Below are 12706 nucleotides of genomic sequence, written 5' to 3'. Positions count from 1 at the left end.
GGCGTCCTTGTCCTGGAGATCTATGTGGCGGGATTGTCGAGTGTGTGGTTGGTCGATGTGGTGGCCCGGGCAGGGACATGGGCAAGTCCATGCACGGTCTTCTCCCAGAAGAAGGGCCGAAATATCAACTGGTAGATGGCTTTGACGGCAGCGACGGACTGCAGCAGCCAGTACATCGGCGCCAGTAGCGCCGCCCACCAGAGATGAGGCTTGCCGAGCGCGGAGGTGACGATGAGGCCGATGAACACCGACAGTGGTGCTCCGACGAGAAACAGCGCCAAGCATGTGTAGTAGGTGGGTGGCGGGAACAACGCGTTGACGACCGCGGGCCTGCCGATCACCCAGGTCAGCATCGTGAACCAGAACAGCAGGTTGAGCGCATTGGTGAGCGGTATGGCGCCGGTCATGTTGACGAGTCTGAGCACTGCGGTGGTACCGATCTCGCGCCGTAGCCCCACCGGATGCCGCAAGTGCACGATCATGGTCTGCAGGTAGCCCTTGTACCAGCGCGACCGTTGCCTAATCCAATTCACCACATCGGAGTTCGCCTCTTCGAGCGTGATGGAGTCGAGGATGAGGGTGCGGTATCGATGCCTCGCCAACCGGACACCGAGATCGGCGTCCTCGGTGACGTTGAACTCGTCCCATCCGCCGACTTCGCGCCACACCCGGGTACGAATGTGGTTGGACGTGCCGCCGAGCGGCACCACCCCACCGGACGCCTCCACCGCAGGCAGGACGACGCCGAACCACTGGTCGTATTCGAGCGCGAACCAACGGGTCAGCAGATTCTGCTTTTCGTTGTAGTAGCCCAATCGTGCTTGCAGGCAACCGACGTCATCCGGTAATCGCCGGAACGCCGCCACCGCCTTGCGTAGCTGCAGCGGATCGGGAATGTCCTCGGCGTCGTAGATGGTCATCAGCTCGCCTTTGAGGTCAGGCAGCGCCATTCCGTAGTTGCAGGCTTTCGGTTTGGTCTTCGGCAGGCTGTGGGGGACCACCACGATGCGGATGCTCTGCAGCGCCAGGTCCTTGACCGCGGCTTGGGTTGCGGTGTCGTCTTCCTCGACCAGCAGAAGCACTTCGAGCTTGTCGCTGGGATAGTTCAGTTGTCCTACGCCGTTGACGAGGTTCTGAACGATCGCCGGCTCGTGATAGACGGGCAACAGGACGGTGTAGACCGGTAAGTCGGCATCGGGGATCGCAAGGGCCTCTTGGTCATCGACTCGTACCAGCGCCGACGAACGAAGACCGTTGAGCAGTAGGTAGTTCCGATCGATCGTGGAGACGAGGTAGAACACCGCCACCAGCGTGGTGAGCGTCGCCGGAATGTGGTGGGGCAGGGCGATGATCAGCGCGGCCACGATCGCGGCGAGCACTGCGATACGGATCAGCGATCTGCGTCCGAGCGCGCTGCGGGCCGACATATGGGCAGGCAGCGCCGGCAGTAAGCCGACTTCCGTCGTCATCGCGGTTGTGCCGCAGTGGTCAGCACGCGAGCCACCTGTGCGGCACGCTGGAGCACAGTTTCGTCGACACCACCTGCGGCGGACGGCTGTTGGCGGGTCAGCCACAACGTCGGCGACACGATGCTGTCGGACAGTGTCAGCGGCCGTGGTTCCGCAGGGCTGTCGGGAGAGTTCGAGTTCTGATTGATCACGATCGTGACCTGTTGATAGCGCGCCTGCGAACGCCATACCCAGGTCACCGCATACCACTGCCGGCTTGCGTCGCTGATGGCCGAGTCCGAATTGCTGTGGACGATCCTCGCGTCGATGGGCAACTGGAGGTGGTCAGCGGCTGTGTAGCTCGTGGGTTCTTCGGAGGGATACCAGACTGCGTCCGAGAAGTCCTGCAGCGCAGCTAGGTTGGAGGTTGCGATGACGTCGACAGCCGCACTGGGCATGCCGGGCGCCGGTGGCATGCTGTACCGCGTCAGCGTCGCATCAGGTCCCAGGAACCGGGAGGCGAACGTCATCGGTGTCGCGTCGAGCAATCCGGCGCGTTGGACCCAGTCCGCGTTGACCTCCGGCGGATCGGGGATTCGAGTCGCGGCCGGATGTCCCATAGCGAGGGCTGCGGCGAGAACCAGGAGGATGGCGATCTGCCTGGGTGAGCGCCGCGGCACCACCTCCGGGCCGCCCGATATCCCAGGGTTGGTTGCACGCAGGTGCAGCACCGTCAACGCGAAGACGACGGGTATGACCCCACCCGCCACGACGACCATGAGCAAGAGCCCGACGGGCTGCTCCAGCCAGGCTATGACGATCAATGCGGTCGCCAGGCAGCCGATTGCGCTACCCAGTCGCCACCACACCGGTACCGCATGCGCAGCCAGAAACACCGCAACGGCTCCGACGCCGGCCGCGACGCAAGCCGCCGCAGTGTCCGAGCCACCCAATGTGGCCACGGCCAGCAGATACGGCAGCGGGGACACGGTGCACACCAGGAAGATCCACAACGGCCACATCCGTAGCGCGTAGCGCACGCCCAGCAAGATCGCAGTACAGCTGGCGGCCCAGATCACCGCGCCCTGTAATTGCACATGCCACAAGCCGGCCAACGTCGGCATGCGCTGCGCTACCAGATGCACACCACACAGGCCGGCGGCGCCGACAAGGCAGGCAATGATCCAGTCGGATTCATCATCACCCACGCCGCCGGGTGCCCGCCGGTACCCGGCGATGATCACCACGGTCAGGACTGGCAGCACCAGCAGGTAAGCGGCGCGTGACTGGACGACAACGTGCTCGACGGTGGCAGCGAAAACCGTCAGGTACGCCACTCCGGTCAACAACCCGACCAGCGCAATCCGCGGCCAGAAACCGAACCGGATGAAGGGCGGCATCTTGATGTCGGGACGGGGAAGAGAACGTGGGGCGACATCGCCACGGACGTAAGTCTCTGACACGAGTCCTGCCTGACAGGTAATGGTGTCTAATTACATCGCTGTGACAACACTGGCAACGTCACTTGGAGAAGTCGACAACCTCGGTAACTGAAGTTATGGCCAGATCATACGAGGTAATTGGCGTATCCACAAATTGACGCCGGATGAAAATGTCAGCTGTAGACAATTTCTTGACCGTTGCTGTATCAACACAATCGGGATTTTGTGCGAGTAACGGAATGGCCGCTCGCCGCGCATGGCTGTGCCCGTCGCGCATTCGGGTTACTGCGACGAGTTTGCTGACTGAGGGGCGTCGCCGCGGTGAAAAGTCACGCGGGATGAAAGCGGGCAGCGCTACCGAAGCGGGTGGACATACGGGAAACGATGATGCACATCGTCTGCCCGCTCGAAGGGCGTCGGCGGATACTGCCCCAACTGATTTGGGATCGAAAGATGAATCGAGGCAAAGTCTTCGGTGTGAAGCCTGACGGGGGCGAACGAAACTACCGGCCTTGGATGAAGGGGCGGCGGTGAAAGTCGTTCTCAAGAAATCAATCTGATAGGCCTCACGGCCGTCAGCGCTTGTTGGCTATCAGGGCGCCTGGTCGGTAGGGCTGTCGGTGTTGTGCAGGTACCAGAGCCCATCGTCGTGCTGCTCGCAATACCAGTACTTCAGAAACTCGTCGTCATCCGGATTGTCCAAATGCATATCGGGGCCGTCTTTGAGGCAAGCGGCCTGGTCTGGCCAGCTCCAGGGAATGCCATTGGCCGGATCGCGAACCACCACGTCATCGGCGTGTGCGATGCCCGTGGAAGTCGCCAATGCGCCAACCACCGCCAGCGCCGCGGCGGCAACCAATCCCACCCTCACAGCCATCTCCTCATATGTCATATCCGTCCACCGTCAGGAGTTGCACAGACCGTACGTCGGAGGCCTCCACGCCGCTTTCGAAAAACCAAAGGCGCTTCCAAGATTCGATGAGCGGGCCGGTGTGACGGGTTACCGAAGCGCGACATATTCGTTATCGCTGACCGCGTCAACATAACCTACTGTCTAACTACGTACGTAATAATTACGTAGAAAGCCGATCGGGGGAGGTCCGCCCGTGCGTCGCAGGGATGCAATTTCGGCCGGGGGCCTTGTCGCGCTGTCGCTGGCCGTCGGCTTCTCACCCGGAGTCGCCGAAGCGGACTCGGAGCAATGGGATCCGACGCTGCCTCGACGGGGCAGCGCCGGGGCGCCCGGTGATCCGGTGGCGATTGCCAATGCGTCGCTGGCGGCGACGCGGCTGGCGGCGGACACGACTCTCGGCCTGGGGCGTCAATTCCTTGGCAGTCTAGGGATTTTGGATGATCCCACGCCGAGTCCTGCCGCGTTGCGCACCGGCCGGGTCCGCGGTCCGCAGGCGATCGAGTATGTGATAAGGCGAGCCGGTTCGCAGTTGGGTGTGCCGTATTCATGGGGTGGTGGCAGTCTCACCGGTCCCAGCAAGGGTGTGGACTCGGGTGCCGATACGGTGGGGTTCGACTGTTCGGGACTGACACGTTTCGCGTTCGCCGGTGTGGGCGTGCTGCTCCCGCGTTGGTCGGGCGATCAGTACACGGCCGGCCGGCAGGTGTCGCGTTCGCAGGCCAGACGTGGCGACCTGTTGTTCTGGGGGCCGGGCGGAAGTCAGCACGAAGCGATTTATCTGGGCGGTGGCCGGATGATCGAGGCGCAGCAAACTGGTGTGCCAGTGAAGGTTTCGCCGGTCCGCCTTTCGGGGATGACGCAGTATGTCACTCGGGTGATCGAGACCTGACTAGCGCAATGCGCTACCGGCGAGCCATTGGTCCCATGGCACGCTCCAATCGCCGTTCTGCCAGATCGGCAACGGGTCGCCGCCGGTGTTGCGCACCTCGAACACGTCTCCGGGTTGTGAGAAGTCGTAGAACCAGCGGGCGTTGTCGGCGTTGACATTTAGGCAGCCGTGGCTCGTGTTGGTGTTTCCCTGCGCCCATACCGTGCTGTCGAGTTGGTGCACGTAGATTCCGCTGTTGGTAAGGCGCACGGCGTAGTTGACTGTCAGCTTGTAGCCCAGCCGGGACTCGACGGGCAACCCATAGGTCGACGAATCCATGACGACGGGGTTGGCCTTGTCCATCACCGTGTAGACCCCAGGCTGCGTCCAGAATGAAATCGTATTCCCGCCAATGGTTTCTGATCCGCCCATGCCCATGGACGTGGGTATCGTCCGGAGCAGTTCGCCGTTGCGGTACACGCTGATCTGTTTGGTGGTGTCATCGGCAATCGACACATGAGAGTCCCCGATACGGAACGAGACCTGGCTGTCCAGCCCGGGGTCGACGATGACCTGGGTGCCCGGACGGTAGTAATCCTGTGGCCGCCAATGGGCGCGCTGATTGTCCATCCAGTACCAGGAGCCGGCTACTGGCGGAACGGTTTTGACCGAGAGTTGCCGCTCGGCGGCGACGCGGTCGGAAACGGGGCGGTCGAACTTCGCGACGACAACCGTTCCGACGCCGTATGTTCCACCCTCGGTGAGCTCGGCGCCTGATGTCGTCGTGAATGTCACCGGTATCTGCCGACGCGGCATGGGGGTGGAGGACATCTGCGGCGGCGGGGGCGGTGTCGTGACTGCGGCGGGCGCCGCCGGCGGTGGTGGCGTCAGCGGCTGAACCTCGGCGTGCCCGGTGCCCGGCCTGGCGAGCAGCCAGGCCGTGGCGGCTCCGAAGGTGATAACCAGCACCAGGCCGACTGTCGCTGACCGCATTTGGTGTGTCTTGGTCGACACGGTTTCCGGCTCCCCTCTGTCGTTCGCGTTCTGGTTGCTGGGTGTGCTACAACGGGTCTACGTATCTACGCCGTAGGTACGTAACCGAGGTTAGCATGGAGGTGGCCGGTGAGTGCTCGGCGAGACAGTGTCAGCAAGGATCTCATCTTCATCGGAGGCCTCGTTGTCATTGCCGTCGCGCTGATCCTCTATCTGGTCTTGGGATCTGACCACGATGCGGAGGCCGGAGCCGGCGCAGCGGCGTCGGGAACCTCGGCGGTGACGGATTCGGGCAAGGTCGCGCCGTCGGAACAGAACGCGAAGACCGGAGTCGAACGTCGACAGCCGGGCGACCCGTTCGCCTTGGGTGACCCCGATGCGCCGGTTGCGTTGGTGATGTTCTCCGACTATCGATGTCCGTTCTGCGCCAAGTTCAGTCGTGACACCGAACCCGAGCTGATCGAGCGCTTCGTCGACTCGGGCAAGCTCCGCATCGAGTGGCGTGACTTTCCCATCTTCGGCGAGCAGTCGATGCTCGCCGCTCGAGCCGGACGCGCGGCCGCCGCGCAGGGCCGGTTCTGGGAATTCAACCGCGCCGTCTATGCCGCCGCGCCGGAACGAACGAAGGCCGAACTGACCGAACCGGCGCTGATCGACTTCGCCGGGAAAGCCGGTGTCCCCGATATCAACAAGTTCATCAACGGGATGCGGGGGAGCACATTCGACGCCGCCATCAACGGTGACCTCGCGCAGGGCACGAGCATTGGCGTACCTAGCACTCCGGCGTTCTTGATCAACAACGTTCCACTGCTCGGCGCTCAGCCCACCGACGAGTTCGTGCGTGCCATCGAGAACGCGTTGACCGAACCGTGACCGGCGTCGGCCTCCTCGGCGCCTTCCTCGGCGGGTTGGCGTCGCTGCTGAGCCCATGCTCGGCGTTGCTGTTGCCCTCGTTCTTCGCCTACGCCTTCGACCGCGTACATCAACTGATCGGCCGCACGGCGGCGTTCTGGGCCGGCCTGTGCGCCGTGTTGGTGCCCTTGGGCGCCGGTGTCGGAGTGCTGGGCAACGTCGTCACCCGCTACCGCGGCGAAGTCACCGTCATCGGCGGTCTCGTGTTGATCGGCTTCGGTCTCATGGCCTTGCTCGGCAAAGGGTTCGGGCTCCCCGCCGTGCAACGAGCCACAGCCCGGATCAACATCTCCAGCACCGCGTCGGTGATCGCCCTCGGGGCGGTGTACGGGCTCGCCGGCTTCTGCGCGGGTCCGCTGCTGGGAGCGGTCCTCACCATGTCGGCAATGGGCGCCGATCCGTTCTACGGGGCACTGCTCATGGCGGTCTACGCACTGGGCATGGCGGCCCCGCTGTTTCTCCTCGCCTGGCTGTGGGACCAGTTCGATCTCGCCAAGCGGTCGTGGTTGCGGGGGCGGCCGATACGGCTCGGGCCGCTGCAGACGCACACGACGTCGCTGATCACCGGGGCGGTGTTCATCCTTCTCGGCGGGGTCTTTCTGTTCACCGACGGCACCGCGAACCTTGGCGGCGTCTTGACCGTCGACGCGCAGTATGACCTGCAGGTGTGGATGAGCCGGCTCTCGTCACACGCGAGCGATCCCTGGGTGATCCTGGGTGTCGTCGTCGCTCTCATCGGGTGGCGGCTCTATCGGCTGTGGCGCCGGCGCACGCGATCGAGCACCGACACCGACGATGCGGAGCCGTCACCGAACGGTCCAACGAGCTACTATCGCGCTACATAGGTTTGAGCAGGCCTTGACGGACGGTAATGGGCATGGGAATTAAGGGCTTTGGCGACCTCGAAGCCGTCGTGATGGACGTGCTGTGGTCCCGCTCGGAGCCGTCGACGGTGCGTAGCGTCCACGATGAGCTCGTCACCCAACGTCAGATCGCCTACACGACGGTGATGTCCACCATGGACAATCTGTTTCGCAAAGGATGGCTCCTGCGCGACAAGGTGGGCCTGGCGTACCAATACCGTCCGGTGATGAGCCGTGAGGAGCACTCGGCGAAACTGATGCGCACGGTTTTCGAATCCGGGGGCGACAGCGAACTGATCCTCAACTTCTTCCTGGAACAGATCGCCGACGACGACTCCGTGAAGCTTCGACAGGCGCTTCAGCGGTTCACCAAGGGCAAGTCACGATGAACGCGGTCACGTTCCTGCTCGTCTATGCCGTGGCTCTGAGCTGGCTGGCGCCGGCGGTGCTCACGAGCCCGATGCTCGCTGACGTGCATCCGCGACTGTCCATCTCGGGGTGGTTGGTTGCGGTCGCCTCGGCATTGTTCGCGTGGAGTGCGGCCTTGGTGATCCTGGTCGTGGGGGCCGTCCACAGCCTGGCCACTCACACCGCGCTGACGTTCTGCGTCGAAACCCTCGGAATCACCGACGCCGTGCACTTGTCGTCAACGGTCGCCACCGTCTTGGTCGTGGTTTTACTGACACTCACTGCCGGGGTCGCGCTCTACACCGCACGGCGGGTGATCGTGGCGTTGCTCAAGACTCGGCGCTCGAATTGCCAACACGCGGAGGCCGTTCGCATCGTCGGCCGCCCCACCGAGGACGCCGACGTCGTCGTGATCACCGCCGATCAGCCGACGGCATACTGCGTCTCCGGCGGTCGGCGAAGCGCCATCGTCCTCACGACCGGTGCCCTTGATCTTCTGAATCCGGCCCAATTGGCAGCGGTTCTCGCTCATGAGCGGGCGCACCTGCGCGGGCGGCATCACCACATCGTCGCGACGCTCAATGCTCTGTCCGCCGCGCTGCCGCGCCTGCCCCTCATGCGTGCCGCCGCGCGGTCCGTGCCGGCATTGCTGGAGATGTGCGCCGACGATGCGTCGACCCGGAGCTATGGCCGTGCGCCACTGCTGGCCAGTCTCGTCGCGCTGAGCATGCGACACCGTCTGCCCGACGGCGTGCTGGCAGCAGCAGGCACCGCGGTGATGGACCGTGCGCTGCGGCTCATGCAACCTCCGCGCACGACGTTCTGGCACCCTCAGGCGTTGGCGATGTCCGTCGTGGTGCTTGTGACACTCACCGCACCCGGCCTCGCATTCATGCTCTGCACGCTGTGATCGACTGGCTCACTTCGAATAATCGGTGCTCAACCACCGACTGGGCTTCATCCGGATGATGACCGAGGTCTCGGTGAAGTTCTCGTCGGTGAACTTGTTGCCCTCGTCCGCACCGAAATAGCGGACCGCGATAGCGCGCACCTCGGCGTCCTTGGCAGGCTCGATCGCGGTCACGTCACCTTCGGCCGTGACGTAGCGGTACGGCGGTTGCTCGTCTTGGACGGTGATCGAGAACCGGCCCGCGGCCCGGATCAAATTCTCCTTCACCGACCCGGCCTCGGTCCACAACAGGACGTCGCCGCCCGGTTGGTACCCGTACCAGATCGGCACGGCCAGCGGCGCCCGGTCAGGGCGTTCGACCGCGATCACCCCGACATGAAGAGCGGCCAGATAATCCTCACGTTCCGCTTCCGACATCTTCGGCACAAGCGTCCTCCGTTCGTTTCTCATACCGAACCCGTCAGGTGGCCGTGTTATTTCGCGGAATGTCAGATGCGCTGTGGCACCGCCGCCGCGAGGGCCTGGTCGAGGAACTCGCCCGGTACTTCGGGCCAGTCGAGCGACCACCGCCCGGCCTGCTGGTCGGCCCGGAGTTCGGCCAGGGTGGCAACGACATGCGGACCACCGTCGACGAGGTAGCGCAGCATGCGTAATTGTGCGCATTGGGCGGCGACGCCGGCGAGCGTGGCTTTCGCTTCGGCGGTTTGGCCGTCGGCGGCGAGACATGCCCCGAGCAGGCGCCGGGCCCGCAACAATGCCTGCGGGTGATTGCGCGTCGTGAGCCGGTCGACCCATTCGCGGGCCCAGCGGCAGGCGAGGGCGCGCTTGTCGGGATCGTCCGCGGCGATCAGCATGCGGATCGCCGAGGCCTCCTCGAATTGCACGGCGATCTCGTCCATGGCATCGACCGGTTGCCGGCGAGCGTCGTAGGACGTCAGCGGCATCGGGCCGAACTCCGGATGGGGCGGCAAGCCGAGGCGGATCCGCTCGTGCTCGGCGAGTGCCCGCAGCCGGTTCAGTGACAGGTTGCGCGCGACACGCGTCGCCTCGTCCAGCCGTTGCGCCGCCGCCAGCCGGTCACCCTGGAGCGCTTTGATCCTGGCGTTGATGACGTAGCGGGCGATCTTGAAGTCGACGGAACCGCCTTCGGGGCCGAGTTTGTAACCCTCGTCGAGCAGGCGCTCGGCTTCGGCGAGATCGCCGCGCTCGTAGAGCAATTCACCGAGAAGCGAGCTCGCCAGCCGCGCGGTGTAGGAATGAATGCCGCTGGATCGCTTGGCCGTTCGCAGGGCACGGCGGAAGTACTTTTCCGCCGCGACGTTGTCGAGCATCAGATGGTGTGCCAACCCGGTGAAGCACAATCCGTTGACGATGCTGAACGCATCCCCGCTGCGTTCGTAGTACGGTGCGGCCCACGTCTGGATCCGCTCGACCTCGTCGAGGTCGTACCGATAGGCCGCCGCGAACGTCGCCACGTTCGCCGCTGACGCAACGGTGAACGGCCGCAGGCGGTCTCGGCGTTGTAGGCACGGTGCGATGTGCTCGTCGATACCCGCCAGCCGGTCCGCGCGGAGGTCAACCACGCCACGTACGACGCCGACATCGGCACGCACATCCTCGATCTCGTCCGCGGACAACCCCGAGGTATCCAGCGTGGCATCCACCTGGGCCAGCGCCTGTTCGGCGGCCGGTATCCGATGCAGGACGATGTTGGCCCAGGCCAGGGCCAGTTGCAGCCGCGGATGGGATTGCACTGCCGCAGAAGGCAACTTGCCGGCCAAGCCGATCAGGGTGGCCATCTGGGAGTTGGCGACGAGCGAGATGCCGTCGTTCTCGACCAGGGTTACCGCACGCTGCTCGTCGCCTGCGGCGAGCGCATGATCGACGGCCTCCCGCACCAGGTGGTGTTCGGCGAACCACTCCGACGCCGTGCAGTGAAGCGCGACCACCCGTTCGGGCGAGTCCCGGCTCAGCCGGTGCCGCAGGAAGTCGCGGAACAGTTGGTGGTAGCGGAACCACTGCTCGTCGACACGGTGCAGGAACAGGTCTCGCTCCTCGACCTGTTCGAGCATGGCCAGCCCGTCCGGCACGCCGCTCAACGCCGAGGCTAGCTCGCCGGAGACGCGTTCGGGAATCGACGTGGTCAGCAGGAAATCGAGGATGGACGGTTCGAGGGTGTCGAGCACATTCTCGGCGAGAAACTCGCTGATCGCGTGGTGGCGTCCGGTCATCGTCCCGATCAGCCGGACCGGATCCTCGCGGTCACGCAGCGAGAGCGATGCCAATTGCAACGCGGCCACCCAGCCGTCGGTCTTGGCGGTGAGTTCCTCGACGTCGTTGTGGTCGAGGTCGAGGCCGCCGAGCTCGACGAGAAACGACTCGGACTCGCTGACGTCGAAACGCAGTGCGGTGGCGTCGATTTCGATCAGCTCGTCCTGCATGCGCATCCGGCTCATCGGTAAACCGGTCTGATTGCGGCTGGTCACCACGATGGTCAGGCCCGATGCGACATTGTCCAGCAGGTAGCGCAGGGCCGCGATTGTCGCCGGATCGGTCACCCGCTGCCAGTCGTCGATGACGAGCGTCATCCGCGTGTCGGTGGCGTGGATCTCGTTGATGAGTGAGGTCAGAACGTAACGCTCGGCCTCGTCGCCATGTTCTTCCAGTACTTCGCCGAGGTCGGACGCGAGCGCGGGTGTCACGGCGCGGATGGCCTCGATGAGGTGCGCCAGGAACCAGACGACGTTGTTGTCGTCATGGTCGACGGTCAGCCAGGCCACGGCCACGCCGTCGGCCCGCAGGAGTTTCGCCCACTGTGCGGCGAGCGTGCTCTTCCCGAAACCGGTCGGGCCGTGGATCACCGTGAGCTTCTTGTTCCGTTGCGCCCGTAGGACATCGATCAGCCGGGCACGCTCCACGAGCGCCTTCGCCGGCATCGGCAGTTGGAAGCGACTGGCGGGCGCGGGCGGCGTCATCGTCCGCACCCGATAGCCGGTAGATGGTGTGCCTGGCGTTGCCGGGTCGTAGCGGACAGCCGGGGCTGGGATAGGGACCGGCATGTCGTCGACCGGTAAGCCGTGACGACGTTGCAACTCGCGCAACTGTTCGCCGAACGCTTCCGCGCTCGCGGGGCGGTCCTTGACGTCGCGGGACATCGCCTGCTCGATCACGCCGCAAATGTCGGCCGGCAGGCCCGATTCCCGCAGATTCGGTATGGGGTGCTGGGTGATCCGCAGGAACTGCGCGACCATCTGCTCACCCTTGCGACGCTCGAACACCGCGTGCCCGGTGCCGGCACTGAACAGCGTCGACGCGAGGCTGTACACGTCGGAGGGGACGCTGGGCGGCTGACCGAGCAGCACTTCGGGAGCGGTGTAGGCGGGGGAGCCCATGACCGCGCCGTCCCCGGTTTCGAAACCGCCGATGATGCGGGCGATACCGAAATCGGTCAGCTGGGGTTCGCCGTACTCGGTGAGCAGGATGTTCGCGGGTTTGACATCGCGGTGCAGCATGCCCCGGCGGTGGGCGGTCTCCAGCGCGCCCGCCATCTTCACTCCGATGCGCAGCGCGTCGCGCCAGCCGATGGGTCCGCTGTCGGCGATCTTCGTGCCGAGCGAACCGTGCGGGTGGTACTGCATGACGATGTAGGGCCGGCCGCTCGCGGTGGTGCCGACCTGAAAGATGTTGACGATGTTCGGATGGCCGGACAGTTTGCCCATGGCGACCTGCTCGCGCATGAACCGCTCGAGATTGTCCGGCTCCAGATCGGCGGTGAGAACCTTGACCGCGACGGTGCGGTCCAGCGTGCCTTGGGTGCAGCGGTAGACGACGCCGAATCCGCCCTGCCCGATCTCCGCCGGATCCTGGAAACCGGCTGCCTCCAACTCCGCCGGAATCCCGGCGGGCAGGTCCCGTTGCGTGGGCAACGGGTCGTTGCGCCCCATCGTTC

Annotated in this window: 11 protein-coding genes; 5 read left to right on the top strand and 6 right to left on the bottom strand. The window is 64.6% G+C overall.

Annotation, left to right across the window (positions count from 1 at the left end; all coding sequences use genetic code 11):
* Positions 1–20 precede the first annotated feature (20 nt).
* The 3 genes from ACOI2T_RS33635 to ACOI2T_RS33625 all read right to left on the bottom strand — a co-directional run bounded on the left by ACOI2T_RS33635 (position 21) and on the right by ACOI2T_RS33625 (position 3782).
* A complete protein-coding gene (locus ACOI2T_RS33635) occupies positions 21–1469 on the bottom strand; it encodes a glycosyltransferase family 2 protein (RefSeq protein ID WP_409505203.1) in 1449 nt (482 codons plus the stop codon).
* Positions 1466–2911, bottom strand: coding sequence for a hypothetical protein (locus ACOI2T_RS33630; RefSeq protein ID WP_409505202.1), 1446 nt, complete (start codon positions 2909–2911; stop codon positions 1466–1468). The genes ACOI2T_RS33635 and ACOI2T_RS33630 overlap by 4 nt, the downstream gene beginning before the upstream one ends.
* A 571-nt stretch (positions 2912–3482) precedes the next feature.
* On the bottom strand, positions 3483–3782 hold the full coding sequence (locus tag ACOI2T_RS33625) for a hypothetical protein (protein ID WP_409505201.1): 300 nt from the start codon (positions 3780–3782) through the stop codon (positions 3483–3485).
* 256 nt (positions 3783–4038) lie between these two features.
* On the opposite strand from ACOI2T_RS33625, the gene ripB reads away from it, so the two are divergent.
* Positions 4039–4692: an NlpC/P60 family peptidoglycan endopeptidase RipB gene (ripB, locus tag ACOI2T_RS33620; protein ID WP_409505268.1), complete on the top strand. Its 654-nt coding sequence runs from the start codon at positions 4039–4041 to the stop codon at positions 4690–4692.
* Here the strand turns inward: ripB and ACOI2T_RS33615 are convergent, their stop codons facing one another.
* Positions 4693–5664 (bottom strand): L,D-transpeptidase, encoded by a 972-nt coding sequence (locus tag ACOI2T_RS33615; RefSeq protein ID WP_409505200.1) that lies wholly within the window; start codon positions 5662–5664, stop codon positions 4693–4695.
* A 129-nt stretch (positions 5665–5793) separates the two neighbouring features.
* On the opposite strand from ACOI2T_RS33615, the gene ACOI2T_RS33610 reads away from it, so the two are divergent.
* The 4 genes from ACOI2T_RS33610 to ACOI2T_RS33595 are packed head-to-tail and all read left to right on the top strand — an operon-like array spanning position 5794 to position 8757.
* The gene (locus tag ACOI2T_RS33610) at positions 5794–6537 is read left to right on the top strand and encodes a DsbA family protein (protein WP_409505199.1); all 744 of its coding nucleotides are present in this window, start codon (positions 5794–5796) and stop codon (positions 6535–6537) included.
* Entirely contained in the window at positions 6534–7421 is an 888-nt protein-coding gene (locus tag ACOI2T_RS33605) for a cytochrome c biogenesis CcdA family protein (protein WP_409505198.1), read from the top strand. The genes ACOI2T_RS33610 and ACOI2T_RS33605 overlap by 4 nt, the downstream gene beginning before the upstream one ends.
* Positions 7422–7453: 32 nt before the next feature.
* Complete coding sequence (locus ACOI2T_RS33600; RefSeq protein ID WP_409505197.1) at positions 7454–7828, top strand: BlaI/MecI/CopY family transcriptional regulator; 375 nt, start codon at positions 7454–7456, stop codon at positions 7826–7828.
* Positions 7825–8757 carry a M56 family metallopeptidase gene (locus tag ACOI2T_RS33595; protein ID WP_409505196.1) on the top strand — a complete coding sequence of 311 codons (933 nt, stop codon included), beginning with the start codon at positions 7825–7827 and terminating at the stop codon, positions 8755–8757. The genes ACOI2T_RS33600 and ACOI2T_RS33595 overlap by 4 nt, the downstream gene beginning before the upstream one ends.
* Positions 8758–8766: 9 nt before the next feature.
* On the opposite strand, the gene ACOI2T_RS33590 is transcribed toward ACOI2T_RS33595, so the two are convergent.
* A complete protein-coding gene (locus ACOI2T_RS33590) occupies positions 8767–9174 on the bottom strand; it encodes a pyridoxamine 5'-phosphate oxidase family protein (RefSeq protein ID WP_409505267.1) in 408 nt (135 codons plus the stop codon).
* A gap of 71 nt (positions 9175–9245) precedes the next feature.
* A complete protein-coding gene (locus tag ACOI2T_RS33585; RefSeq protein ID WP_421875246.1) occupies positions 9246–12701 on the bottom strand; it encodes a protein kinase domain-containing protein in 3456 nt (1151 codons plus the stop codon).
* Positions 12702–12706 lie beyond the last annotated feature (5 nt).

It is taken from the genome of Mycolicibacterium wolinskyi str. Jessa 2025 (assembly GCF_049241375.1).
Classification (GTDB): domain Bacteria; phylum Actinomycetota; class Actinomycetes; order Mycobacteriales; family Mycobacteriaceae; genus Mycobacterium; species Mycobacterium wolinskyi.
The sequence above is the reverse complement of the archived record's forward strand: the minus strand, read 5'-3'. Positions and strand labels throughout refer to the sequence as shown.